The 24,939-nt window shown below is 63.8% G+C and carries 19 protein-coding genes; 15 read left to right on the top strand and 4 right to left on the bottom strand.

The window, feature by feature from the left end; genetic code table 11:
- Positions 1-8: 8 nt before the first annotated feature.
- From B2Z70_RS02540 to B2Z70_RS02505, 8 genes are all read left to right on the top strand, one after another.
- Positions 9-1,463 carry a TrkH family potassium uptake protein gene (locus tag B2Z70_RS02540; RefSeq protein ID WP_009802450.1) on the top strand — a complete coding sequence of 485 codons (1,455 nt, stop codon included), beginning with the start codon at positions 9-11 and terminating at the stop codon, positions 1,461-1,463.
- Positions 1,464-1,483: 20 nt separating this feature from the next.
- A complete protein-coding gene (locus B2Z70_RS02535) occupies positions 1,484-1,945 on the top strand; it encodes a DMT family transporter (RefSeq protein WP_292980628.1) in 462 nt (153 codons plus the stop codon).
- A 72-nt stretch (positions 1,946-2,017) separates the two neighbouring features.
- Positions 2,018-2,440: a 30S ribosome-binding factor RbfA gene (gene rbfA, locus B2Z70_RS02530; RefSeq protein ID WP_009802452.1), complete on the top strand. Its 423-nt coding sequence runs from the start codon at positions 2,018-2,020 to the stop codon at positions 2,438-2,440.
- Positions 2,440-3,393, top strand: coding sequence for a tRNA pseudouridine(55) synthase TruB (truB, locus tag B2Z70_RS02525; RefSeq protein WP_292980625.1), 954 nt, complete (start codon positions 2,440-2,442; stop codon positions 3,391-3,393). Before rbfA ends, truB begins: the two co-directional genes overlap by 1 nt.
- Before the next feature lie 15 nt (positions 3,394-3,408).
- Entirely contained in the window at positions 3,409-3,678 is a 270-nt protein-coding gene (gene rpsO, locus B2Z70_RS02520) for a 30S ribosomal protein S15 (protein WP_009802454.1), read from the top strand.
- Positions 3,679-3,783: 105 nt separating this feature from the next.
- Positions 3,784-5,913, top strand: coding sequence for a polyribonucleotide nucleotidyltransferase (pnp, locus tag B2Z70_RS02515; RefSeq protein ID WP_292980621.1), 2,130 nt, complete (start codon positions 3,784-3,786; stop codon positions 5,911-5,913).
- A 207-nt stretch (positions 5,914-6,120) separates the two neighbouring features.
- The gene (locus B2Z70_RS02510; protein ID WP_292980618.1) at positions 6,121-8,571 is read left to right on the top strand and encodes a S9 family peptidase; all 2,451 of its coding nucleotides are present in this window, start codon (positions 6,121-6,123) and stop codon (positions 8,569-8,571) included.
- A gap of 134 nt (positions 8,572-8,705) precedes the next feature.
- Positions 8,706-10,808, top strand: coding sequence for a PAS domain S-box protein (locus B2Z70_RS02505; protein WP_292980615.1), 2,103 nt, complete (start codon positions 8,706-8,708; stop codon positions 10,806-10,808).
- 70 nt (positions 10,809-10,878) lie between these two features.
- Here the strand turns inward: B2Z70_RS02505 and B2Z70_RS02500 are convergent, their stop codons facing one another.
- Together B2Z70_RS02500 and B2Z70_RS02495 are read right to left on the bottom strand one after the other, a co-directional pair.
- A complete protein-coding gene (locus B2Z70_RS02500) occupies positions 10,879-12,420 on the bottom strand; it encodes a porin (RefSeq protein ID WP_292980612.1) in 1,542 nt (513 codons plus the stop codon).
- Positions 12,421-12,524: 104 nt separating this feature from the next.
- A complete protein-coding gene (locus tag B2Z70_RS02495) occupies positions 12,525-13,346 on the bottom strand; it encodes a LytR/AlgR family response regulator transcription factor (RefSeq protein ID WP_009802459.1) in 822 nt (273 codons plus the stop codon).
- 185 nt (positions 13,347-13,531) lie between these two features.
- Between B2Z70_RS02495 and B2Z70_RS02490 the strand changes: the two genes are divergently transcribed.
- Positions 13,532-14,695 carry an acyltransferase family protein gene (locus B2Z70_RS02490; protein ID WP_292980609.1) on the top strand — a complete coding sequence of 388 codons (1,164 nt, stop codon included), beginning with the start codon at positions 13,532-13,534 and terminating at the stop codon, positions 14,693-14,695.
- A 147-nt stretch (positions 14,696-14,842) separates the two neighbouring features.
- Positions 14,843-16,405, top strand: a complete 1,563-nt coding sequence (locus B2Z70_RS02485; RefSeq protein ID WP_292980606.1) for a sulfotransferase family protein — start codon at positions 14,843-14,845, stop codon at positions 16,403-16,405.
- Between the two features lie 3 nt (positions 16,406-16,408).
- Here B2Z70_RS02485 and B2Z70_RS02480 read toward each other — a convergent pair whose 3' ends face one another.
- Positions 16,409-17,233: an enoyl-ACP reductase FabI gene (locus B2Z70_RS02480; protein ID WP_292980603.1), complete on the bottom strand. Its 825-nt coding sequence runs from the start codon at positions 17,231-17,233 to the stop codon at positions 16,409-16,411.
- Positions 17,234-17,500: 267 nt separating this feature from the next.
- Here B2Z70_RS02480 and B2Z70_RS02475 point away from each other — a divergent pair, with 267 nt between their 5' ends.
- From B2Z70_RS02475 to B2Z70_RS02465, 3 genes are all read left to right on the top strand, one after another.
- Positions 17,501-18,427, top strand: a complete 927-nt coding sequence (locus B2Z70_RS02475; RefSeq protein ID WP_009802463.1) for an acyl-CoA desaturase — start codon at positions 17,501-17,503, stop codon at positions 18,425-18,427.
- A 93-nt stretch (positions 18,428-18,520) separates the two neighbouring features.
- Positions 18,521-18,988: a low molecular weight protein-tyrosine-phosphatase gene (locus B2Z70_RS02470; protein WP_292980599.1), complete on the top strand. Its 468-nt coding sequence runs from the start codon at positions 18,521-18,523 to the stop codon at positions 18,986-18,988.
- Positions 18,989-19,379: 391 nt separating this feature from the next.
- A complete protein-coding gene (locus B2Z70_RS02465) occupies positions 19,380-19,994 on the top strand; it encodes a hypothetical protein (protein WP_292980596.1) in 615 nt (204 codons plus the stop codon).
- 4 nt (positions 19,995-19,998) lie between these two features.
- On the opposite strand, the gene B2Z70_RS02460 is transcribed toward B2Z70_RS02465, so the two are convergent.
- Positions 19,999-21,180 (bottom strand): acyl-CoA dehydrogenase family protein, encoded by a 1,182-nt coding sequence (locus tag B2Z70_RS02460; RefSeq protein WP_292980593.1) that lies wholly within the window; start codon positions 21,178-21,180, stop codon positions 19,999-20,001.
- Between the two features lie 273 nt (positions 21,181-21,453).
- On the opposite strand from B2Z70_RS02460, the gene B2Z70_RS02455 reads away from it, so the two are divergent.
- Both B2Z70_RS02455 and gyrB read left to right on the top strand, forming a co-directional pair.
- Positions 21,454-22,086, top strand: coding sequence for a LysE family translocator (locus B2Z70_RS02455; RefSeq protein WP_292980590.1), 633 nt, complete (start codon positions 21,454-21,456; stop codon positions 22,084-22,086).
- Between the two features lie 77 nt (positions 22,087-22,163).
- Positions 22,164-24,566, top strand: coding sequence for a DNA topoisomerase (ATP-hydrolyzing) subunit B (gene gyrB, locus B2Z70_RS02450; protein WP_009802467.1), 2,403 nt, complete (start codon positions 22,164-22,166; stop codon positions 24,564-24,566).
- The last annotated feature ends 373 nt before the right edge of the window (positions 24,567-24,939 follow it).

Genomic DNA, 24,939 nt, shown 5'->3' with positions numbered 1-24,939 from the left:
GTGCGCGCATGATGACTCGCATTCGCAATGTCGCCCTGATCTGGGGCGTGCTGTGTCTGGGTCTCGCGGCGCTGGCTTTCCTGCACATGCTGGCGTCCCACCTTCTGATTCATGACGGCGCCGGCGAGGGGTTCGCCGCCTGCGTGCTGATCTCCGGCTTTGTAGGCGGCGTGCTGACGCTGGTCGGTCTGGGCGAGCGCGCGCATCTGGGCTTTCGCGGCGCGGTGATCCTGACGCTCGGGGCCTGGTTCGGCCTGCCGCTCCTGATGGCCATTCCCCTGCACGAGGATGCCGTGGGGCTGAGCATCACAGACGCCATCTTCGAGACCGTGTCCGGTCTGACCACGACGGGATCGACCGTCATCAGCAATCTTGACGCCCAGCCGCCCACCCTTCTGGTTTGGCGCGCTTTGCTGCAATGGATTGGCGGGATCGGCATCATCGGCATCTCCATCGCCGTCCTGCCGCTCCTGCGCTCGGGCGGGATGCAGCTTTTCCATCTGGAATCCTCGGACCGGTCGCCGGAAAAGCTGATCGCTCGTCCCGGCCATCTCGCCAGCGTCATCGCCGGGCTTTATCTGGGCCTCACCTGCCTGTGCGCGCTGGGCTATGTCCTGTCCGGCATGAGCGGCTTTGATGCGGTCCTGCACGCCCTCACCACGGTGTCGACAGGCGGGTATTCCACCACCGACCAGTCCATGGGCGGGTTCTCGGCCGGCGCGCAATGGGTGGCCATCGTGTTCATGCTGGCCGGGGCGATCCCGTTTCTCGCCTATGTGCGGGCGGTCAGCCGCCATGAGGGCCGACGTCCGGGCGCCTTTGAGGAAATCGTCGGACTTCTGGTGATCGTGGCGCTGGCGAGTCTTCTGCTGTTCGCCGCCGAGCTGGGCGGGCCGCCCGAGCATCCGGACGCGGTGCGGCTCGCCATCTTCAACACCGTCTCTGTGCTGACCACCACCGGCTATGCGGCGGGCGACTATCAGCTCTGGGGGCCGCTGGCCATGGCCACCATCTTCATCCTGACCTTTCTGGGCGGGTGCGCGGGATCGACGGCCGGCGGCTTCAAGGTGTTCCGCATCCAGATCATGCTCAAATCCACCTGGGCGAGCCTGCAGGCGGCGTCCTCCCCGCATGCGATCACGGTGGCGCACCATGCCGGACGGCGGCTGACAGCGTCGGACAGCGCCTCGGTGGCGCTGTTCGCGGGTTTGTATGTCGCCTGTTTCGCCATTGGCGCCGTCGCCCTGTCCGCCTTCGGCCTCGACTTCCTGACCGCCGTGACCGCGTCCGCCACGGCCATCGCCAATGTGGGCCCGGGCCTTGGCGACATCATTGGACCGGCGGGCAATTTCGCTACACTGCCCGACCCGGCCAAATGGCTGCTCTGCGTGCAGATGTTGCTGGGCCGCTTGGAAATCCTCGTGGCGCTCTATGTCTTCACGCCCCGCTTCTGGATGCGCTGATCCAAGCTGAAGGACCGCCCATGTCGCTGAACGCTGTCGCCCCTTACGTGCTGACGCTGGTCGCGGGCGCCATGGTGGCCGCCCAGCCGGCCTTCAACGGCCAGCTGTCGGCCCATCTGGGCTCGCCGATCCGCGCCGCGCTGGTCAGTTTCACGGCCGGCGCGCTGATCATGCTGGCGACCGTCTCCGTGGTAGCCTTCCGGTCCGGCTGGCCCAGCCCCGAGCGGATCATGAACACGCCGCCGCATCTGTTCGTGATCGGAGGCGCGTTGGGCGCCCTGTTCGTCACCACCGCCGCCTGGGCCACGCCGAAGATCGGCACGGGCTCCTTCTTCGCCCTGCTGTTCGCAGCCCAGCTGATCGCCGCCATGGCGATCGACCATTTCGGCCTCTTCGGCATCGAGGAACGGTCGGTGACCCTGATGCGGCTTCTGGGCGCGGGGCTTCTGACCCTGGGCGCCTGGCTGGTGGTCAATCACTAGAGCGGGGCCGCCCTTGCAATAGGGGCGCAGGCGCCGTACACCCGCGCCCTTCGCAATCTCGATGCGTTCCGGTTGGACTCCGGTCGCGTCCAGGCGACCCAAGAGGAATTCATGAAAGCCCAGTCCCAACGCCAGCTGCGCGCCGGTGAGCTCGTGCGTCGCGCGGTGTCCGACATCATTCGTGAAGGTCGTGTGCACGACCCGCATGTGAACACCGCCGCCGTGACCATCACCGAAGCGCGCGTCAGCCCCGATCTGCGCCACGCCACGGTCTATGTGGACCTTCTGGGAGGGGGCGATCGCGAGGCCGTGGCCACCGCGCTCAACCATGCCGCCGGCTTCATCCAGCGCGAGCTGGGCCGTCAGATCGAGCTCAAATTCACGCCCAAGCTGCGCTTCGCCGTCGATGACCGCATCGACGATGTGCGCGAAGTGGATGCGCTGCTCGATCGGCCCAGCGTCAAGCGCGACCTTGAAGACGGGGATGAGGACTGATGGCCCGTCGCAAGAAGGGCGAGAAGATCCATGGCTGGCTGATCCTCGACAAGCCGCTGGAAATGACCTCCACCCAGGCCGTGTCCAAGACGCGCTGGCTGCTGAATGCGCAGAAGGCGGGCCATGCGGGCACGCTGGATCCGCTGGCGTCGGGCGTGCTGCCGATCGCGTTCGGCGAGGCCACCAAGACCGTGCCGTTCGCCCAGGAGAGCTCCAAGGCCTACAAGTTCACCCTGCGCTGGGGCCGGTCCACGACCACGCTCGACGCCGAGGGCGAGGTGACGGGCGAGAGCGATGTGCGTCCGAGCCGGGACGCCATCGAGGCGGCGTTGGGTCAGTTCATCGGCGAGATCGACCAGGTGCCGCCGAAATTCTCCGCCATCAAGATCGATGGCGAACGCGCCTATGATCTGGCGCGCGCCGGGGAAGAGGTGGAGCTCGCCTCCCGCCCTGTGCGCATTGACGATCTGCGCCTGCTGGACGCGCCGAGCCCCGATCTCGCCGTGCTCGAGATGAAATGCGGCAAGGGCGCCTATGTGCGCTCGGTGGCGCGCGATCTGGCGATGGCGCTGGGGGCGGAAGGCCATGTGGCCGCGCTGCGCCGCACCAGGGTCGGCCCGTTCAGCGCCGCACAGGCTGTTTCACTGGACGTATTTGAGGATTTGGTCCATAAGGGCCACGCGCTGGAGGCCCTGCTTCCGGTCGAGACCGCGCTGGACGACATCCCGGCGACGGCCGTGACCGAGGACGAGGCGTTTCAGTTGAGGCAAGGACGCTCGATCGTACTGCCTCCCCGGCGAGCTTCAGAGCTGCGCGACCTTCGCCAACCCCGCGACATTGCAGGGAAGGATTTCTCGAAGGCTGTCGTGGCCATGGGGACAGACCGGGCTATTGCGATCGGCGAAGCACGCGCGGGCAAACTCTCGCCTGTTCGTGTCTTTCAATGGGATTAGGAGCCCGAATAGACGATGTCGATTACTGCAGAACGTAAAGCCGAACTGATCAAAGAGTACGCCCGGGGCGAAAACGACACCGGGTCGGCTGAAGTGCAAGTGGCGGTGCTGACCGAGCGTATCGCGAACCTGACCGAGCACTTCAAGACTCACAAGAAAGACAACCACTCTCGCCGTGGCCTGCTGAAGCTGGTCTCCCAGCGTCGGCGTCTTCTCGATTATCTCAAGAAAATCGATGAAGATCGCTACAAGGCGATTGTTCAAGCCTTGGGTCTGCGCCGCTAAGCGCAATCCAGAGGGACGCCGGCCGCCAATGGGCGCGCCGGCGTTTCCTTATCCGGCGTTCGCAATCCGGCGACGCCGAATTACGACCGTACGAACGAGAGATACATGTTCGATATCCAAACCGAAACGATTGAATGGGCCGGCCGCACGCTGACCCTCGAAACCGGCCGCATGGCGCGTCAGGCGAATGGCGCGGTGCTCGCCACCTATGGCGAAACCACCGTCCTCGCGACGGCGGTCGCACAAAAGGACGTCAAGCCGGGCGTGGACTTCTTCCCGCTGACCGTCAATTACCAGGAAAAATACTTCGCCGCCGGCAAGATCCCGGGCGGCTATTTCAAGCGCGAAGGCCGTCCGACCGACAAAGAGACGCTGACCTCGCGCCTCATTGACCGTCCGATCCGCCCGCTCTTCCCCAAGGGGTTCAAGAACGACACCCAGGTGATGATCACCGTGCTCAGCCACGATCTGGAAAATGATCCCGATGTGGTCGGCATGATCGGCGCCTCCGCCGCCCTGTGCCTGTCCGGTCTGCCCTTCCTGGGTCCGATCGGCGCGGCGCGCGTGGGCTACAAGGATGGCGAGTACATCATCAACCCGACCGTCGCCGAGATGGACGACACCGAGCTGGACCTGGTGGTCGCCGGCACGTCCGACGCGGTGATGATGGTGGAATCCGAAGCCAAAGAGCTGTCGGAAGAAACCATGCTGGGCGCCGTCATGGCCGGTCACGAGGCGTTCCAGCCCGTGATCGACATGATCATCCGCCTGGCCGAGAAAGCCGCCAAGGATCCGTGGGAATTCGAGCCGGAAGATCATTCCGACCTCGAAGCCAAGGTGAAGGCGCTGGTCGGCGACGAGATCGCCAAGGCCTACACCATCACCAACAAGACCGAGCGTCAGGCGGCGGTCTCTGCGGCGAAAGAGAAAGCCGTGGCCGAGCTGGCCGCGACCGAAGAGAACCCCGACGGCGCCGACATGGTCGTGCTCAAGGACGTTCTGAAGGGCGTGGAAGCCAGCGTCGTGCGCGGCGGCATCATCAAGACCGGCAAGCGCATTGACGGCCGCTCGCTCGATCAGGTCCGCCCGATCGTGTCCGAAGCCACCGTCCTGCCGCGCACCCACGGTTCTGCGCTGTTCACCCGCGGTGAAACGCAGGCCCTGGCGGTCGTGACCCTGGGCACCGGCGAGGACGAGCAGTTCATTGACGCCCTGACCGGCACCTACAAGGAACGCTTCCTGCTGCACTACAACTTCCCGCCCTATTCCGTCGGCGAGACCAGCTTCCGTCTGGCTCCGGGCCGTCGGGAAATCGGCCACGGCAAGCTCGCCTGGCGCGCGCTGAACGCCGTGATGCCGAACGCGGAAACCTTCCCCTACACCGTGCGTCTGGTGTCCGAGATCACCGAATCCAACGGCTCGTCCTCCATGGCGACCGTGTGCGGCGGCTCTCTGGCGCTGATGGATGCGGGCGTTCCGATCACCCGTCCGGTGTCCGGCATCGCCATGGGCCTGATCAAGGACCCGGAAGGCGTGGCGGTTCTGTCCGACATTCTGGGTGACGAAGATCACCTCGGGGACATGGACTTCAAGGTGGCCGGCACCGAAGAGGGCGTCACCAGCCTTCAGATGGACATCAAGATCGCCGGCATCACCAAGGACATCATGCAGACCGCGCTGAACCAGGCGAAGGGCGGCCGCATGCACATCCTTGAAGAGATGAACAAGGCGCTCTCGGGCACGCGTGAAGCTCTGAACGAGCACGCGCCGAAGATCGAGACCATCCAGATCCCGACCGACAAGATCCGTGACGTGATCGGCTCGGGCGGCAAGGTCATCCGCCAGATCGTCGAGGAAACCGGCGCGAAAGTGGACGTCAACGATGAAGGCCTGATCAAGGTCTCGTCGGTGTCCGCGGACTCCATCAAGGCGGCGCTCGACTGGATCAAGGGCCTGACGGCGGAGCCGGAAGTGGGCGAGATCTACAAGGGCAAGGTCGTCAAGGTCGTCGATTTCGGCGCCTTCGTGAACTTCTTCGGTCCGCGTGACGGCCTTGTGCACGTCTCGCAAATGAAGAATGAGCGCGTGGGTCACCCCAAGGACGTGGTCAGCGAAGGCCAGGAAGTCTGGGTGAAGCTCTTGGGCTTTGACGATCGCGGCAAGGTGCGCCTGTCGATGAAAGTCGTCGACCAGGAGACCGGCGAAGCGATTGAGGAAGAGGGCGGCGAGGACTAGTCCTCACCCCTCTGATCGCAAGATCAAAAGAAACCCCGCCGGAGCGATCCGGCGGGGTTTTTGTTTGTCTCTGGCGGCTCAGGCCAGCTCCATCGCCTGGGCAGGCTGCGCGTGTCCGCCTCCCTTACCAATCCGTCATTCTGCGGACAGGCAAAGCTCCGTTAAACTCCCTCCCGAATGCGAAAACGCAAGTCAGGGGAGGGCTTTATGTCCACACTTATTCGCGCCGCTCTGGGCGGCGTTCTGGTGCTGAGCGTCAGCGCCGGAGCCGCCATGGCTCAGGACGGCTATCGCCTGCCGCCGCAGGATATCGTTGATATCGTTGACGCGCCGCCATCGCCCTTCACCACGCTGTCGCCGGACAAGCGCCATCTCTTGCTGCTGCATCGCGAAGGCTTGCCGCCGGTCTCCGAACTGGCGCGCCCGATGGAGCGCCTGGCGGGTCTGCGGCTGGATGCCGAGACCAATGGTCGTCACGGCCCGCGCTCGGTGGTCGGCCTGTCCGTGATCGATCTGGATACGGGCGAAGAAACCGAGATCAGAACGCCCGAGGATGCGGGCCTGTCGGGCTTCACCTGGTCCCCGGACGGCTCCAAAGCCGCTTTCCTGGTCACCGACGCAGACTCCATTGGCGTCTGGGTGGCGGACATGGCCACCGGTCGCGCCCGCGAGATCATCCCCGAGGGCGTCAACGCCGTCTTCTCCGCGCTCGACTGGATGAATGACAACGAGACCCTTCTGGTCACCCTGGTGTCTGATGAGCGCGGCCCGCGCCCCGAGCGCGCCCGCGTGCCCGATGGCCCGGTGATCCAGCAGGCGAACGGCTATGAAGCCCCGGTGCGCACCTATCAGGATCTCCTGGGCGATGCGGATGACGCCGCGCTGTTCGCCTGGCTGGCGGAATCCCAGATCGTTTCGGTGGATGTGACTGCGCGTCGTCCGCGCCCGCGCCCCATTGGCGAGCCGGGGCTTTACTATTCGGTCGAACCGTCGCCGGGCGGGGAGTACCTGCTCATCGACGAGCTGAACGCGCCCTTCTCCTATGACGTGCCGTGGTCGAGCTTTGCCGAGACCACCGAGGTCTGGACCATGGGTGGCGAGCTGGTCGCCGAAATCGCCGATCACCCCATCGCGGACGGCGTGCCGATTGGCGGGGTCATCACCGGTCGCCGCAATATCGAATGGCAGGCGTCCGCCGCTGCGCGCCTGATCTGGGCCGAAGCGCTCGATGGCGGTGATCCGCGAGTGGAGACCGATCAACGCGACAGCGTCTGGGCGCTCGATGCGCCGTTTGACGGCGAGCCGGTCGAGATCGCCCGCTTCGAGGATCGCTATTATGGCGTGACCTTCACCTCCGAAGGCCAGTTCGGCATGGCGGTGGAATATGACCGCGATACGCGCGAGGTTCGCAACTGGCTTGTGGACTTTGCCCCGGGCGGGGCCGAGCCGCGCCTGTTTGAAGAGCGCTCGATCCAGAACAGCTATGCCGATCCCGGCTCGCCGCTGACCATCCGCAACGGGTTCGGCCAGTCCGTCGCGGCTGTGATCGATGGCGCGATGTATTTCACCGGTGACGGCGCGAGCCCCGACGGGGACCGCCCCTTCCTCAACCGTGTGGATTTCAACACCTTCGAGACCACCGAGCTGTGGCGCAATGCGGGCGAGAACTATGAGGAGGTCATCGACATCCTGTCTGATGACGGCGCGCGCTTCCTGACCTCCTATGAGGACCCGGAAACTCCGCCGAACGTCTATCTGCGCGAGGGCGACGGGATGCGGGCGATCACCGCGTTCGAGAACCCCTATCCCCAGCTCAACGCCATCCGCAAGGAGCTGATCACCTATGAGCGCGAGGATGGCGTGCCGCTGTCGGCCACCCTCTACCTGCCGGCGGATTACCAAGAGGGCGATAAACTGCCGCTTCTGATCTGGGCCTATCCGCTGGAGTACAATTCCGCCTCGGACGCGGGTCAGGTGCGCGGCTCGCAATACCGCTTCTCACGGGTGGCGGGCACCAGCCCCCGCTTCATGGTGACCCAGGGCTATGCGCTGCTGGAAGACGCCACCATGCCCATTGTCGGCGATGATCCGGAAACCGTGAATGACACCTTCGTGCACCAGCTGGTGCTGTCGGCGGAAGCCGCAATCGCGGACAGTGTGGAGCGCGGCTATGGCGATGGCGAACGGGTCGCGATCGCGGGCCATTCCTATGGCGCGTTCATGACCGCACACCTGCTGGCGGGATCGGACCTGTTCCGCGCGGGCATCGCCCGCTCGGGCGCCTACAACCGCACCCTGACGCCGTTCGGCTTCCAGTCCGAGCGCCGCACCTATTGGGAAGCGCCGGAGTCTTACTATCGGCTCTCGCCCTTCATGCACGCCAATGACATTGATGAGCCCATGCTCATGATCCATGGCCAGATGGACAACAATTCGGGCACCTATCCGATTCAGTCCGAGCGCATGTTCGCAGCGGTCAAGGGCAATGGCGGCACGGCCCGGCTCGTCATGCTGCCCTATGAAAGCCATGGCTATCGGGCGCGCGAGAGCGTGCTGCACGTGCTGGCGGAGTCCATCGACTGGCTGGATACGTATGTGAAGCCCGAAGAGCCGGTGGTCCCCCATGTGCCCGATCAGGGCGAACGCGAAGCGGAGTAGGCGCTTCAGCTCCCCACGAAACAGCGCCCCGCCGGTCCTCCGGCGGGGCGTTGTGCATGGTACGCATGCTTCAAACGCTATTAACGAGAACGGATTTCACATTCGGCTTCAGACCCATGTCGTGAGGAGCCGGGATGCGGAATCTGCTTGGAAGCTCACTTGAAAAACAGGCGCTTGAACAGGCGATCGACGCCGTCGTCACCATTGATCCGAACAACAGGATCATCTTCTTCAATGCTGCGGCGGAGCGGCTTTGGGGGCTCAAGCGTTCGGAAGTCATGGGCCAGAACGTCAAGATTCTGGTGCCGCCCCATTTGCAAGCGGGTCATGACGGGCTGATCAACGCCAACCGGCAGGGCGCCAAGGACAAGATCGTCGGCACTTCGCGCGATATCGAGCTTGAACGCCGTGACGGCGTGAAACTCTGGGTCAATCTGGCGCTGTCGCGGGTGAAAAGCGGCTCGAAGGTCTATTACACGGCCTTCGTGAAGGATGTCAGCGCCGAGCGCGAAGCGCGCGAGACGACACGCCAGATCCTGGACCAGGCGCTGGACGCCGTCGTCTCCATCAACGACCAGAACATCATCACCTATTTCAATCGCTCCGCCGAGCAGTTGTGGGGTTATGAGGCGGACGAGGTGGTCGGCCAGAACGTCAAGATGCTGGTGCCCCGGGAGTTCCGCGCCAATCACGACACCTTCGTCAACGCCAACCGCACGACCGGCCAGGACAAGATCGTGGGGACGTCCCGCGATGTGGAGATCGAGCGCAAGGATGGCGAGCGGATCTGGGCGAACCTGTCACTCTCCAAGGTGCGCGCCGGCGAGAAGATCTTCTACACCGCCTTCGTCAAGGACATCACCGAACAGCGTCGCAGCCGGGAGACCATCACCCAGACCCTGTCCCAGGCGCTCGACCCCGTGGTCACCATCAATGCGCGCAATGAAGTCACCTTCTTCAACGCTGCGGCGGAACGCTTCTGGGGGTACAGGGCCGAGCAGGTGCTGGGTCAGAACGTGAAGATGCTCGTCCCGTCCGAAATCCGGGACAAGCACGATGATTATGTGAACGCCAACCGGACCACGGGGGTGGACAAGATCGTCGGTCGCTCCCGCGAGGTGCTGGTGGAGCGCGCGGACGGCCAGCGCGTCTGGGGCTCGCTGTCGCTGTCCAAGATCCGCGTTGATGGCGAGGTGTCCTACACCGCCTTCGTCAAGGATGTGGACGCCGAGGTCCGCAATCGCGAGCAGTTCAAGCTCTTGTCCCTGGTGGCCGACGAGACGGACAATCTCGTCATCATCACCGATGCCCAGGGCCTGATCGAATACGTCAATCCGGGCTTTGAAAAGCTGACCGGCTATACGTCCGAAGAGGTGATGGGCCGCAAGCCGGGCGAGTTCCTTCAGGGGCCTGAGACCAGTGCGGAGACCCGCGCCAAGATCCGCCAGCAACTGCATGCGGGCGCGCCCTTCTATGACGAGATCCTGAACTACACCAAGTCGGGCGAGCCCTACTGGATCTCCATGTCGATCAACCCGGTGCGCAACGACGCCGGAGAGCTTGTCCGCTTTATCTCCGTTCAGGCCAACATCACTGACGTCAAGCTCAAGGCCAAGGAGTTCGAGACCCGCATGGCCGCGATCACCGAATCCAATGTCGTGCTGGAATGGGCGGCGGATGGCGCGCTCACGCAGGGCAATGACAAGCTCAATCAGGTGATGGAGCGGATCGGTCTCAAGGACCGCAAGACGATGTCGCTGGACGCTCTGTTCACGTCTGAACAGGTCGAGCAGATGAAGCGCGGCCAGACCGTGACCGATGAGATCATGGTGAAGGGGGAGCGGGATACCGCCTGGCTCTCGGGCGCGGTCCAGGTATTGCTGGGCTTTGGCGGACGGGTGGAGCGCTTCACCATGTACGCCACCGATTCCACGGCCCAGAGAAAGGCCAGCGCCGAGACCCGGACGATTGTCAGCGGCGTGCTCGAACAGGTCAGCAAGATGGCGGAAAGCCTGCGCGACATTTCCGAGCAGACCAATCTTCTCTCGCTGAACGCCAGCATCGAGGCGGCGCGTGCGGGTCAGCATGGCGCGGGCTTCGCCGTGGTCGCGACCGAGGTGCGGGAGCTGGCGGACCGCTCGTCCAAGTCGACAGACGAGATCGCGCGCGTGGTGGTCTCCACCCAGGCCAAGCTCACCGAGCTGGAGCAGGGCAAGGGGCTGGACAAGGCGTCCTGATCGCCTGCTCGCAAACAGAAAACCCCGCCGGATCGCTCCGGCGGGGTTTGTCTTGCGCGGCTGTGAGCGCCTAGAAGCTCGCCTGGACACCCAGGGTGAACACATTGGTGCTCGCATCGCTTTCCGACCAGCTCTCGCCCGTGGGCAGATTGCCGCCGGACAGGAAGTTGAGCGGCACCCAGCCTTCGGTCCGGATCAGCTCGCCGAAGAGATTGACCGACGGGCTGATGAAATAGGATCCGCCCAGAACCCACTGATCCTGCTTTTCCCAGGGCGCGCCGTCATCGCCGGACACAAAGCGGCTGAATTCAAACGACACCGCGAAGTCCTCGGTCGCGTTGAGGTCAAACCAGTAGCGACCGCCCAGGGTGAAGGCGCTCGGCGCCACGGCTTCGAACGCAGAGTAGATCGGCACCGGCGAGGCCGTGCCCGGCCAGTCCTCGGTGGTCGCCGCATACTCGCCCAGCAGTTCGAGCCGGCCCAGATCCGCCTGGGCATAGGCGGCCCAGCCCGGATTGTTGTCGTCGCACGGATTGAAGTGGAAGACCGGATAGGCCTGGCAATAGGCGGTGGCCTCGGTATAGCTCGCGCCCGCCATCAGGGTGCGGCCCTCGGCCAGAACGGCGGTGTAGTTCACGTCCACCGCGAAATTGTTCACCCGGCTGGGGACATTGGTGTCTTCGACCGGAGCGTTGTGGGCGCGGAATTGCGAGCCGCCCTGGATCGCCATGGCGCGCACGTGCAGGCCATTGTTGTAATAGCCGACCATGCCGCCCGTCGCGAGACCGGCGAAGGCGTGCCAGTTGGTGGAGTTGGTGAACGGGCTGACGGTGTCGTTCAGGCCGAAGGGCGTGTCCATCTTGCCAATGGCGGCGTACCAGGGGGTGCGCTCGAGATCGCCGAACAGCACGAAGGCGCGGCGCAGCTGGATCTGGTTGCGGTTGAGATCGGTCAGCGTGCCCGACCCGAAGCTCTGCTCGGGATCGTAGAGCATTTCCGAATACAGCGTGATGGAGTCCGTCATCCGGCCGGTCACGGCCAGCTGGGCGGAGTGCACCACGAATTCCGACACCGTCTCGCCGATCTGGTTGGCCGAGGTCGGGTGCCGCATCAGCCAGCCGAACTTGGTGTTGGAATTGCTTTCCTGATAGTTCGCCAGCGCAGTGACATCCCCGCTGAGGGTGACGCGGCGATCGAGCTCGCCATTGCGCGCGGCGTTCAGGATGGTCAGCGGGCGGGTGTTCACGCCTTCGGCGTGATCCAGCACCTGATAGCCGTATTCAGGGCTGATCCCGACCAGATTCTGATGGAAGTCATCGCCATGGCTCATGCCGTGACCGCCTTCATGATGACCAGCGCCATGGTGCGCGGTCTGCAAAGGCGCATCGCCGTGATGCGCTGGCGCGGGATGGGCCATGGACGGCGCTGCAGGCGCGTCCGCTTGCGGCAGCAGGCCCTGGGCCTGCATCACTTCGAGCAGCTGGCGGTTCATCGCCTCGAGTTGCTGAACGCGCGCTTCAAGTTCCTCGATGCGCGAATCATCGTCGGCCAGGGCTGGCGCAGCCAGGCCGAGCGACAGCAGGCTGACGCCTGCGATCAGTGCGAATTTCATGAAAGTCCCCAATACATAAACAAACGGCGTTGTCCCGAACGCCGAGAGAAAGGGCCTAGACCCTTTGGGGTTAATAGAAGTTATACGACGCGCCCGCCAGCGGGCTAGACAGCGGCCCTGAACCCGCGGCTGACCGGTAATATGCGTCCATCCGAGAGGCGCGCCTCGGCGTCGCCATCGCCGGTCGGAACCAGTTCGCGGATGGCGGGGCGGCAGGCCATGTGCGAGCGGTGAAGCCGCACCGGATCGGCGCCGGCCGACTGCAGCAGGCTGATCAGCCGGGTCAGCGTCATGCGCGCCAGATGCTCGCCGGTCTGGGTGCGCACCTCGACATAATTGCCCGCCGCGCTGGCGCTCAGGATCTCACGCGCCGGCAACCGGATCTCGCGGCCGCCGCTGCGCAGGGTGATCACATGATCGGTGCGGGCGTCCTCGCGCGCCGCCTTCAGGCGCTGACGGGCGTCCTCGAGCTCGCGAAACAGCGCCAGCATGGCGAGGATCAGGCCGTAGGAGAGGGCGTCCTTGCGAAACTCATAGCCGAACTCGCCCAGCACGCCGCCCAGGCCCTCATAGTCAAAGCCGAAGAGCGAGGGCCAGAGGCCCATGCGCAATCCGTTCATGACGCTCACATGCACGGCCGAGAAGATCACAGCGCCCAGGGCGTGCACAGGCAGGGCCGTCCGCCAGCGCTCCAGCGTCACGGGAAAGCGCCGTTCCAGCAGCGCGACCGGAACGAACAGCAGGACCAGCACGAGATTGCTGGTCGCTTCCAGCGTCAGCGCGCGCAGCCAGCCTCCGGTTTCCCCGGCGCGACGCCATTCCTCGGCCAGCGACAGCCCGTTCACCAGCCAGAAGGCCAGGGTGACGAGCGCGAAAACCAGCAGGGTGTGGCGCAGGACGCGACGTTCAAGATCGGGGGTTTGCATGGTGCGATCATGCCAAGCTCTTCCGCGCCGGGCCAGAGCCGTGCTGCGTCATTCGCCCCCGAAACGCCGCGACTCGTCCCCGGAGCGCCGATGCTGGTCCCGGCAGTCCGTCTTTCGCCCCGGATACATGGTCGACCGACGCGCTCCCGATCAGAAGACGGGCTGGATCGATTGGGAGACGACACATGACTGAATCCGGACCTCGGGAGCTGGCCGCGCCACCCCGTCGCCATGATCTCGACTGGCTGCGCATCATCGCGTTCGGTCTTTTGGTGCTGTACCATGTGGGCATGTTCTACGTGCCCTGGGGCTGGCATGTGAAAAGCGTGCACGCCGGCCCCGGCGCCGAGCCGTTGATGAACCTTCTGAACCCCTGGCGGCTGGCGCTGCTCTTCTTCATTTCAGGCGTCGCGTTCCGCTATCTCCATGACAAGGCGGGCGCGTTGAAATTCGCGGTCGAGCGGACAGGACGGCTTCTGCCCGTGATCGTGTTCGGCATGATCGTGGTGGTCATGCCCCAGACCTATTTCCAGCTGCGCGAGATGGGCGAGATCGAGCCCGGCATTCTGGCGTTCTGGCCGCATTACATCACCGATTGGGAGATCGCCGGCATCGCCGTGCCGACCTGGAACCATCTGTGGTACGTGGTCTATCTCTTCGTCTATGCGCTGCTGCTGGCGCCTGTGATGGGCCTGCTCAAGGCGTTCGGGCGCGGGCCCGGCGCGGTGCTGGGCCGGATCTGGGACCGCCCATTCGGCCCGCTGGCCGTGATCGGGCTCGGTTTTGCGCCGATGATGGTCTACCGGGTGCTGCTGACGCCGCATTTTGACGTGACCCACAATCTTGTCTGGGACTGGGCGAACCACGCCTACAGCTTCACCTGCGTGCTGTACGGGTTCTACGCTGCGAAGTCCGAACGGTTCTGGGGCGCGGTGGATCGCGCCTTGCCCTGGGCGCTGGGCTTGAGTGTGGCGCTGGGCGTTGTGCTGACCCCGATCTGGGCGCTCTGGTGGGATCAGGTGGCCGAGATGCCGGTCCCGCTCTGGCTCGCGCGCGCCGGCCGGGTGCTCTACGCCTGGTCCATGATCGTGACGCTCCTGGGGCTTGCCCGGCGCTTCCTGAATACGGACGGACCGGTGCGGCGGTATCTGACCGAGGCGATCTTTCCGGTCTACATCCTGCACCAGACGATCACCGTGGCGGCGGGCTACGCCCTGACCCGGATAGGCTTTGATGTCTGGACCGAGTTCGTGCTTCTGACCCTCATCACCTATGCCGGCTCCTTCGCCGGGTTCGAGATCATTAGACGCATCCGACCTCTGAGGCCCCTGTTCGGGCTCAAGCTCTGATCTGCGCGCCCTGCATGCCCGCCATGCAGGGCGTTCGCGTTTCAGGCGTAGGCGGTCGCATCTCACGTGTGATATTTTGCGGACCGACCGACGGATGGCCCGCGCAAATGCGTATTCAGGCCGGATACGGTCTGGACATGGAACGGGATGAACCCAGATTTCTGGCGTGCGATCGAGCGCGATTTTACCCAGGGGCGCTATCAAGGCGTTCTTGAGAGCCTGCGTCCGCTGATCATTCTGACACCGCCCAGCCTTCAGGCCTTCAAGGTGTTTGGCGCGGCGGCGATCGCGGCGGGGGATGTTCCCGCCCTGGGCTGGGCCCTCTCTCAGCGTGACCGACTGGATGAAGCCGCCGCCCGGCTGGTGGTCGAGGTCTGGGCCATGGAAGCGGCGCGGCGCGAGCAGATGGAGCTCGCCGCCCGCCTGATGCAGCAGCTTTATGATCAGGGTTTGCGCACGCCGGATGCGATCTCGCGTCTCATCCGCTGGTCCATCGCCTCCTCGAACGTGGCGGGGATGAAGGCCCTCGCAGCCGCCGCCCTGCAGGACCATCCCGGCCAGCTCGAGCTGATGGAGGCGGTCGCCCAGCTTCATCTGGTTCATGGCGAGAAACAGCAGGCCGCCTGTCTGGCGCACGCGATTCTGGCCCAGGCGGGCGATCATGTGCTGGCCTTCGATCTGCTCGCCGAGGCCGAGCCCGATCTGGTCTGTCCCGACCTCATTGCGCGGTTTGAAGCGCTCGAACCCGGGCTGTCCGCCCGGACCGATCCGGCGGCTGCGACGCTGGGATTTGCGCTGGGGCGGGTGCATGAGGCGCAAGGCCGGCTGGCCCCGGCCTGGGCCGCTTTCGCGCGCGCCAACCGGATCCAGCGCCGCGTGCTCGCGCGCAGCGGGGCGCCGGTGACGCTGGCGCATGTGCAGCAGGTCTGGGCGCACGCCAGATCCGTGCAATCAGGGCTTGCCGCGATCACCGCCCCCGCTGCGCTCGCTCCGGCGGGGCCGCGACCGATCTTCGTGATCGGCGCGCCCCGGTCAGGCACGACGCTGCTCGAACGAATCCTGCGCGGGCATTCGGCGATTACCGGCTTCGGCGAGCGCGCCGACATGGCGCTGGCCTTTGAGCAGTTCTGCGCGCTTGAGGAGGGAACGCGGCTGGACCGGTTCGAGGCCCTGCGCGAGCGCTGGCGTCGCGCCTACTTGCTGCGCAACGGGCCGCAGACGCCTTTCATCCTCGACAAGCTGCCGTCCAATCTTGATCGGGTCGCGTTCATCCGGGCGCTGTTTCCGGAGGCGGTTTTGCTGCATTGCCGGCGGAACGCCGAGGATACGGCCGTCTCGCTCTTCACCAATGATTTCGGCTTTCGCCATGGATACTCGACCCGGTGGGACGATGCGCTGGGCTTTGTGCGGCACACCGAGGCCGTCGCCGCTCACTGGATCACAGCAGGGTTCGATCTCATTGAGGTGGGGTATGAAGCGCTGGTGGCGGACCCAGAAGGCGTGTTGTCGCCTGTTCTTGACCGATTGGGTCTGGCGTTCGAGCCGGGGTGTCTGAACGAACCGGACCCCAATGAGCCGGTCTTCACCCTGAGCCGCTCCAAGGTGCGCAACGCCATCGAATCGCGGGCGATCGGCCGGTATGCGCGATTTGTCGAGGCGGGCGCGAAACCGGGCGCCGAAGCGCCCGGTCTGCAAGGCGAGGGCCTCTAGGCGCTACTCGTCGATATCGGGCACGGCGACGGCGTGGAAGCCGGCGTCCACGTGCAGGATTTCACCCGTGCACGACTTGCCCAGATCACTCAGCAGGTAGAGCGCGGAACCCGCCACGCCTTCCATGGTGGTGTCTTCTTTCAGCATGGACCAGTCCTTGCCGGTCTTCATCAGGGTGCGGCCGCCCGAAATGCCCGCCATGGCGAGCGTCCGCATCGGACCGGCCGAGATGGCGTTCACGCGGATGCCCTGCGGGCCGAGATCGCGCGCGATATAGCGGGTGGAGGCTTCCAGAGCGGCCTTGGCGACGCCCATGACATTGTAGTTCGGCACGACGCGCTCGGAGCCCAGATAGGTCAGCGACACCATGGCGCCGCCGCCCTCTTCCTTGGACGGCATCAATGCGCTGGCGCGCTTGGCGGCGTCCACGAAGGAGAAGGCGGAAATGTCCATGGCGCGCTGGAAGCCCAGGCGCGTGGTGTTGTGGGTGAAGCTGCCCTGCAGCTCGTCCTTGCCGGCGAAGGCGATGGCGTGAACGAGGAAGTCGAGCTTGCCCCATTTGGCCTCGAGCGCCTTGAAGCAGGCGTCCATGGATTCGTCATTGGTGACGTCGGCGGTCACCATGAACGGCTCGTCGCCCAGGCTTTCCACCAGCGGACGCACGCGCTTTTCCAGCGCTTCGTCCTGATAGGAGAACGCCAGCTCGGCGCCCTGGGCATGCAATTGCTGGGCGATGCCCCAGGCGATGGAGTTCTTGTTGGCCACGCCCATGATCAGGCCGCGTTTGCCCTTCATCAGCGTGCCGGTCGGAAACTCGTTATCGGCCATGGCCGTCCCCTTCTTTTCGTGAGGGCGCCAGATCGCGCTGGCGCAGACTGGATGGACGGCGCAGCGCGGCGAACCGCTTTGCGCCCGGTGTCTCTGATGCGCTGATAGCGCACACCGGGCCGGGGTGTCGAGATTGACTGAGACGTGATACCCGACACAGCGTTTTGGCGTTGGTTAAACTTTAGCCGTCATGTCAGAATACTCATGGGGTCGGCGACTGAGCGCCGGGTGGGCGTGTGTCGCAAGTCAGGACTGTTGAGGACAAGCATGAAAGCCACTCCAACGCCGCGTTCGGTCGCCATACCGAAGCGCATTGGCAATCTGGACTGGGCGAGCGTGTTCGCCGCCATCATCTACCCGGCCCTGGGCGTCCTGGGCCTCGTCATCGCCTTCACACTGGGCCTGCTTCTGAACGGTCTGACCCTGCACTGGTGGTATCCGGTGCTGGCGCTGTTCGTGGGCGCGGTGACGCTGGTGATCTGCAATTTCGGCATCGGCGTGCTGCATCGCGTCTGGCAACACAAGGCGGGCGAGCTGAAGGCGCCCGCGCAGATCCTCACGGCGATCAATTGCGTCATCGCCATGCAGGGCAAGCTCAAGGACTGGGTGAACTATCACTCCCAGCACCATCGTCTGTCCGACAAGCCCGGCGATCCGCACAACCCGCATGAAAGCAAGCTGTGGGCGTGGATGGGCTGGCTGATCTTCCGCGATCCCAACGATCTGCAGCGTCCGACCGCCATGTGGCTGAAGGATCTCAAGACCGTGCAGATCCTCGATCGGCACTATTCCCTGATCACGCTGGGCGTGCACCTCATCCTGCCCGCGATCATATATCTGGCCGTCTGGGCGATGGGCGGCTCCTTGCTGCTGACCTTCATCCTGCACGCCTCCGCCGTGACGGCGCGCGCCATCCAGTTTCACGCCACCATTCTGGGGGTGAACGTGTTCGGCCATCTCAAGACCCCGCGCTGGGCGGATTACCTGCTGGCGATCCTGACGGGCGGCGAGGCCTTCCACGACCATCACCATGACGAGCCGGTCAGCGCGCTGCACCTGCCGCGCCGGGGCGTGATCAATCGCCTGCTGGACTATAACGGCACGATATTGCTGGTGTTCGAGAAGCTGCGCTGGGCCAGCGATCTCAAGATCGCCCCGCAATTCAGCGTTCCGGCGCGGATCACCGCCGCTTAGGAAAGCTATCGTTAACCCCAGCTTCACGATGGGGGCGGTCTCCTGAACGAAGCGGGCTAGGGTCTCCCTGGCTCGCAGCGTCAGGAGGGGAAGATGCCGCGTCAAACGTCGATCCTGTTTGTGTGCACCGGCAATATCTGTCGTTCGCCGACCGCAGAGGCGGTCGCCAAGGCGATGGCGGAGCGGACGGGCAAGGAGCTTGTGCTCGATTCTGCAGGCACCGGGGACTGGCATGTGGGCGAACGCCCGGACCCGCGCGCCGTCAAGGCCGCCGAGGCGCGGGGCTATGACCTGTCCGGCATCACCGCCCGCGCCGTGACCGATGATGACTTCATCCGCTTTGATCATCTGATCGCCATGGATGAAGGCCACCGGCGTTGGCTGGCCGAGGCGCGCAGCGGGCGGCAATTGCCCGAAACCAAGATTTCCCTGTTGATGGATTGGTCGGTCGGGCTCGCCCGCACCTCCATACCCGACCCCTATTATGGCGAAGAGCGTGATTTCGAGACAATGCTCGACCTGATCGAAAAGGGCTGTCAGGGCCTGATTTCGCGGGTGTAAATTCCTGATATGCATAAGGAATAATTTTATACAAGTCTCGATTGGCTAATTATGCGTTAACACGTCGCTCAGGTTGAGTTAACCGGCCTTGACTAAGCTTGTTGGCGAAGTCCCGTGCCTCTAGTAAACTGTGATTCGTAAGGGGGGTTGACTCTAGAGGGGTAAGGCATCTAGAAACCGCGGCCCGCTGAGTCGAAGTGTTATGAAAAAACTGTTCCAATCATACGAAAGCGAGAAAAAGAAGGCGACTTCACAGATCGTGAAGCGTCAATCTCGTGGCAATGTGCTCGTGCAAGATGGTTGGTTTTTGACACTTCGAGGGCTGGCTAAGCTCTCTCGTAGCGCCGATCAGTCCGTTACTTATCTCGAAAAAAAATACGGTTGATATCCCATGAGCTCCTCAGGGGATGATGAAACGTGGGCAACACGTGTGCGTGAGATTTGCGTGCGTTGGAATGAAGCCGAAGGGATGATTAAGGTAGCGGAGCAAGTAAATGGCGAAATCATAAATCCTGCTATTTACGAGCTACGGTATGCTGGGCGCAGAATAGTAGAAGCATTGAAGTGTCACGAAGAAGGTGACATAGATAAAAGAAATAACCTTTTACACGATGCTGACTTCGATTGCTGTCGAGCTAAACACGATGCAATTGATGCTATAACAGCAAAAGTAGCAAATGATATGGCTTTAGCTACTAAGAAGCTGGGTGAAGATAACGTTCTTCAACATTTCCCAAATATTACAAAAATGTACAGAACTATTAAATCTGTGCGCTCGAAAATAAAAATATCTCGCGAAGATCGGGAGAACCGCGACGCGATTTATGAAACTCTGGGCGCTGGCGATATACCTGAGTTGGTTGAATTGTATGAAGAATTTCTAGGTTCCGAAGATTTATTGAAAGCTGCTGCTAGGAAAAACATGATAGGCCGCAACGTTGCTTATGTAGTAACAGGTTTAAGTCTAGTTATTGCGGCGTTTTCGACTTGGGTTGGTTTGTTCTGACCCCTCACAACCCCATCTGCCGCACGGCGAGATCGCGCATGATCTCTTCAGAGCCGCCGCCGATCGCCATCACCTTCACCTCGCGATAGATGCGCTCGACCGCGCAGCCGCGCAGATAGCCCGCGCCGCCCAGAATCTGCATGGCTTCATTGGCGCAGAATTCGGCGGTCTTTGAGGCGAAGACCTTGATCTTGGCGAGCTCTGCTGCGGGCATGGCCGCGCCCTTGTCCGTCGCCTCGTTCACCCGCCAGGCCACCATCTGCAGATAGGCGTCCAGCGCGTCGATGCGGCCGGACATGTCCGCGATCTTGTGCCGGATCGCCTGGTGCTTGATCAGCGGCTTGCCGAAGGTCTCGCGCTGCTGGGCGTAGGTGATGGCGTCATCGAGACAGCGTTTCGCCATCCCCAGGCACCCGGCCGACAGGGTCAGGCGCTCATAGTTGAAATTGTCCATGATCGCGAGAAGGCACAGCCCTTCCTGACCGAGCTGGTAGCGCTCGGGGATGCGGCAGCCGTCAAAGTGAAGCGTGGCGGTGTCCGAACACCACCAGCCCATCTTGTTGGTGATGGCGGTACGGGAAAAGCCGGGCGCATCCGCGGGCACGACAAAGAGGGAAATGCCGCCAAAGCCCTCACCGCCCGTCCGGGCGCCGACCACATACCAGCTCGCCTTCATCCCGCCGGTGATGAAGGTCTTCTCGCCGTCGATGATCCAAGAGTCTCCGTCCTTGCGGGCCTTGGTGACGATGCGCGACAGGTCCGACCCGCCCGAAGGCTCGGTCATCCCGAGCGCGCCGCCTTTGCGGCCCGCCACGATGTCGGGCAGGACCTCGGCCTTGATCTCGTCGCTGGCGAGGGTGTGAATCGGCCCGGTCATGATCCCGCGCGAGCCCAGAGACGCGTTCACCCCGCCCACGCCCGCATAGCCCATGGCGATTCCGGCATCGACCCGCATCAGGGCGTCTTCAAAACCGTTTCCGCCATAGGCTTCGTCAATGCCGAAGCCGAAGAGACCGAGCGCGCCGGCCTTTTCATGCAATTCCCAGGGAAAATCGCCCGCCTCGTCCCATTCATCGCCATGAGGTTCGATCTCGCGCCTGATGAAGCCCTCCACGCTGTCGCGGAACGCCTGGCGCTCGGGCGTGTCGAAGGGCCGGGCGAGGGCGGAAGTGGGTGCGTTGGACATGAAGGCCTCTCGAAGTCTCTTTTCCCTTATCGTAATAGGGTTGACGTATACGGCAAGTGATTTGAAGCGGGTGCGGATTTATCCCTCTCCCCTCCCTGAGGGGAGAGGTTAGGTGAGGGGTGAGCCGCGTCTGTCCATTTAAGCGAACTGCCTGTTGAAGCGCACCCCCTCACCCGGCCTCTCCCCCTTGTCCAAGGGGGAGAGGGGAAGGCTCTGCGTTGGGGTCTGATTTCGCTCTTTCTCTCGGGCGCGCGCCGCGCTACCTGCAGCGCCATGACACCGCTCACTCTCGCCGCCTTCGCCGGCGCCATCTTCATCCTGTTCTTCACCCCCGGCCCCGGGAACGTGGCCATGGTGGCGCGCACGCTCGACGCCGGACCGGCGCACGGTTTTGTCTATGGCGGCGGCATCATCACCGGCGACATTTTCTGGCTGACCGTGGCGATTACGGGCTTGAGCGCGGCGGCCGAGGCGGCCTCGGGCTATCAGGGTCTGTTCTGGATCGCCAAGCTGGGCGGGGCGGCGATCCTTCTGTGGTTCGCCTGGGGCGCGTTCCAGGGCTGGCGTCATCCCGCGCCGCCCGATGCGGTGATGAAGCCCGTCAGCAAGCGCGGGCTTCTGGCGACCTATGCGGCGGGCGTCGCCATGCCGCTCACCAACCCCAAGCCGATCATCTTCTATCTGTCCTTGCTGCCGGCGTTTTTTGATCTCAGCGCGGTGACGCCGGTCACCTACGCCATCATGGTCTCGATCATGCTCGCCATGTATGCGCTGACCGCGACGGTGCATGTGGGGCTGGCGCACAAGGCGCGCGACTGGCTGAAGGCGAAGGGCGTCAAGCGCTGGGCCGATCTCGTCACGGCGGTGATCATGGCTGCTGTGGCGGTGCTGTTGCTCACCCGCTAGGCGGGAAGCGGGAAAAGTCCACACCCGGAGTGTTTTCAACCATGGTGACAACGCCGCGAACGCGGTAAAACAAGACCATGTCAGAGACACCGAATCAGGAATACGGCGCGGAGTCGATCAAGGTCCTCAAAGGGCTCGACGCCGTGCGCAAGCGCCCCGGCATGTATATCGGCGATACCGATGACGGCTCGGGTCTGCACCACATGGTCTATGAGGTGGTGGATAACGCCATCGACGAGGCGCTCGCCGGTCATTGCTCGCAGGTCACCGTCTGCCTGCATGCGGACGGCTCGGCCAGCGTGACCGATGACGGTCGCGGCATTCCCACCCAGATTCACGCCGAGGAAGGCGTATCGGCGGCGCAGGTCATCATGACCCAGCTGCATGCGGGCGGGAAATTCGACCAGAACTCGTACAAGGTGTCCGGCGGCCTTCACGGCGTGGGCGTCTCTGTGGTGAACGCGCTGTCGGACTGGCTCGATCTGACGATCTGGCGCAATGGCCGCGAGCACACCATGCGCTTTCGCCGCGGCGATCCCGAGAACGGTCAGGATCTGCGCGAGGTGGGCGACGCCAACGGCAAGAAGGGCACCCAGGTGCGTTTCATGCCGTCTGAAGAGACCTTCTCCGACATTGTCTTCGAGCGCGCGCGCCTCCTGCACCGCCTGCGTGAGCTGGCCTTCCTCAATTCGGGCGTGAAAATCGTGCTGCGCGATGAACGCGAAGCCGAACCGTTTGAGGAAGTTCTGGAATATGAAGGCGGCGTGGCCGCTTTCGTCCAGCATCTCGATCGCACCAAGACGCCGATCTTCCCCGACCCGGTGCTGATCACCGGCGAGCGCGAAGGCGTCACCGTCGAGGCGGCGCTGGAGTGGAATGACAGCTATCACGAGAACGTGCTGTGCTTCACCAACAACATTCCCCAGCGCGATGGCGGCACCCACCTGGCGGGCTTCCGTGGCGCGCTGACCCGGGTGATCAACCAGTATGCGGGCAATTCGGGCATTGCGGCGAAATCCAAGGTCTCCATCACCGGCGATGACGCCCGCGAGGGCCTGACCTGCGTGCTGTCGGTGAAGGTTCCGGACCCGAAATTCTCCTCGCAAACCAAAGACAAGCTGGTCAGCTCCGAAGTCCGTCCGGCGGTCGAGAGCGCGGTCTATGACACGCTGACCGAATGGTTCGAGGAACACCCGGTCGAAGCCAAGCAGATCGTGTCGAAGATCGTCGAGGCCGCCGCCGCCCGCGAAGCGGCGCGCAAGGCGCGCGAGCTGACCCGGCGCAAATCCGCGCTCGACATCACCTCCTTGCCCGGCAAGCTGGCCGACTGCCAGCAAAAGGACCCGGCGAAATCCGAACTCTTCATCGTGGAGGGTGATTCCGCCGGCGGCTCCGCCAAGCAGGGCCGTCACCGCGAGAATCAGGCCGTGCTGCCGCTGCGGGGCAAGATCCTCAACGTGGAGCGCGCGCGCTTTGACAAGATGCTGTCGTCCGATCAGGTCGGCACGCTGATCACCGCGCTCGGCACCGGCATTGGCCGCGACCAGATCGATTACGACAAGCTGCGCTACCACAAGGTCATCATCATGACCGATGCGGACGTGGACGGCGCGCACATCCGGACGCTTCTGCTGACCTTCTTCTACCGGCAGATGCCCGAATTGATCGAACGCGGGCACCTCTATATCGCCCAGCCGCCGCTCTACAAGGTGATGCGCGGCAAGTCCGAACGCTACCTCACCGACCAGTCGGAAATGGACGCCTTCCTGATCGAGGAAGGCAGCTCGGAAGCCGTGCTGGAGCTCGCCAATGGCGAAACCATCACCGGTCAGGATCTGGCCGAACGGGTGAAGGCCGCCCGCGGCATCGCCCTGTCGCTGGATCGCCTCAGCGCCCGTGCGCCGAAATTCGCGCTGGAAGCCGCCGCCCTTGAGGGCGCGCTGCATCCGGACGCCACGCAGGACCAGGTCGACGCCGCCGCGCGCCGCCTCGCGGCGCAGGCCGATGAAGGCGAAGACGGCTGGGTGGGCCAGGTGCTGCCCGAAGGCGGCATCGTGTTCAAACGCGAAGTGCGCGGCGTGGTGGAATCCATCACCCTTGATGACAAGATCCTCGCCAGCCCGGACGCCAAGCGCCTGTCCGAACGCGCCTGGGCGATCCGGGGCGATTATCAGGGTCCGGCCTGGTTCCGTCGCAAGTCCGAGGACACGGAAATCTTCTCGCCCAACGCGCTCGTCAGCGCGGTGCAGGCCGCCGGCGCCAAGGGTCTGAAGATCCAGCGCTATAAGGGTCTGGGCGAGATGAACCCCGACCAGCTGTGGGAAACCACCCTCGACCCCGAAGCCCGCTCGCTGCTGCGCGTTTCTGTGACCGAGGCCGACACCGCCGACGAGCTGTTCTCCAAGCTCATGGGCGACGTCGTCGAACCCCGCCGAGACTTCATCCAGGAATTCGCCCTTGAGGCGGAGGTGGATGCCTAGGCGTCTGCGTTTTGCTGTAACATCAAGACCCCGGCCCGGCGCTTGCTAGGCCGGGGTTTTGTTTTGAGGGTGCTCTCAAACCCCACACCCTGTCATCCCGGCCCTGAGCCGGGACCTACTGCATGCGTCTCTGTGATCAGGACGGAGTGGCTCCGGTAGATCCCGGATCGCCTTCGGCGTCCGGGATGACGATGTGTGGACTTTTGATGTTCTCTCTTTCCTGGCGAAGGCCGGGACCCAGAGATCATGACGCGCCGCCTATCCGGCTCTGGGTCCCCGCCTACGCGGGGAAAGAGATGGGTGTTTATCCTCCCCCTCCCGCTCTTCCCCCATAATCGCCTCACTCCTCCAGAGCGGGCGGCCGGCGCGTTGG

This window comes from Oceanicaulis sp. UBA6590, from assembly GCF_002433705.1.
GTDB lineage: Bacteria > Pseudomonadota > Alphaproteobacteria > Caulobacterales > Maricaulaceae > Oceanicaulis.
The sequence above is the reverse complement of the archived record's forward strand: the minus strand, read 5'-3'. Positions and strand labels throughout refer to the sequence as shown.

Coding starts and splice junctions, on each gene's coding strand:
- B2Z70_RS02540 (WP_009802450.1), top strand. CDS start 9: ATGATGACTCGCATTCGCAATGTCGCCCTGATCTGGGGCGTGCTGTGT.
- B2Z70_RS02535 (WP_292980628.1), top strand. CDS start 1,484: ATGTCGCTGAACGCTGTCGCCCCTTACGTGCTGACGCTGGTCGCGGGC.
- truB (WP_292980625.1), top strand. CDS start 2,440: ATGGCCCGTCGCAAGAAGGGCGAGAAGATCCATGGCTGGCTGATCCTC.
- rpsO (WP_009802454.1), top strand. CDS start 3,409: ATGTCGATTACTGCAGAACGTAAAGCCGAACTGATCAAAGAGTACGCC.
- pnp (WP_292980621.1), top strand. CDS start 3,784: ATGTTCGATATCCAAACCGAAACGATTGAATGGGCCGGCCGCACGCTG.
- B2Z70_RS02510 (WP_292980618.1), top strand. CDS start 6,121: ATGTCCACACTTATTCGCGCCGCTCTGGGCGGCGTTCTGGTGCTGAGC.
- B2Z70_RS02505 (WP_292980615.1), top strand. CDS start 8,706: ATGCGGAATCTGCTTGGAAGCTCACTTGAAAAACAGGCGCTTGAACAG.
- B2Z70_RS02500 (WP_292980612.1), bottom strand. CDS start 12,420: ATGAAATTCGCACTGATCGCAGGCGTCAGCCTGCTGTCGCTCGGCCTG.
- B2Z70_RS02495 (WP_009802459.1), bottom strand. CDS start 13,346: ATGCAAACCCCCGATCTTGAACGTCGCGTCCTGCGCCACACCCTGCTG.
- B2Z70_RS02490 (WP_292980609.1), top strand. CDS start 13,532: ATGACTGAATCCGGACCTCGGGAGCTGGCCGCGCCACCCCGTCGCCAT.
- B2Z70_RS02485 (WP_292980606.1), top strand. CDS start 14,843: ATGAACCCAGATTTCTGGCGTGCGATCGAGCGCGATTTTACCCAGGGG.
- B2Z70_RS02480 (WP_292980603.1), bottom strand. CDS start 17,233: ATGGCCGATAACGAGTTTCCGACCGGCACGCTGATGAAGGGCAAACGC.
- B2Z70_RS02475 (WP_009802463.1), top strand. CDS start 17,501: ATGAAAGCCACTCCAACGCCGCGTTCGGTCGCCATACCGAAGCGCATT.
- B2Z70_RS02470 (WP_292980599.1), top strand. CDS start 18,521: ATGCCGCGTCAAACGTCGATCCTGTTTGTGTGCACCGGCAATATCTGT.
- B2Z70_RS02465 (WP_292980596.1), top strand. CDS start 19,380: ATGAGCTCCTCAGGGGATGATGAAACGTGGGCAACACGTGTGCGTGAG.
- B2Z70_RS02460 (WP_292980593.1), bottom strand. CDS start 21,180: ATGTCCAACGCACCCACTTCCGCCCTCGCCCGGCCCTTCGACACGCCC.
- B2Z70_RS02455 (WP_292980590.1), top strand. CDS start 21,454: ATGACACCGCTCACTCTCGCCGCCTTCGCCGGCGCCATCTTCATCCTG.
- gyrB (WP_009802467.1), top strand. CDS start 22,164: ATGTCAGAGACACCGAATCAGGAATACGGCGCGGAGTCGATCAAGGTC.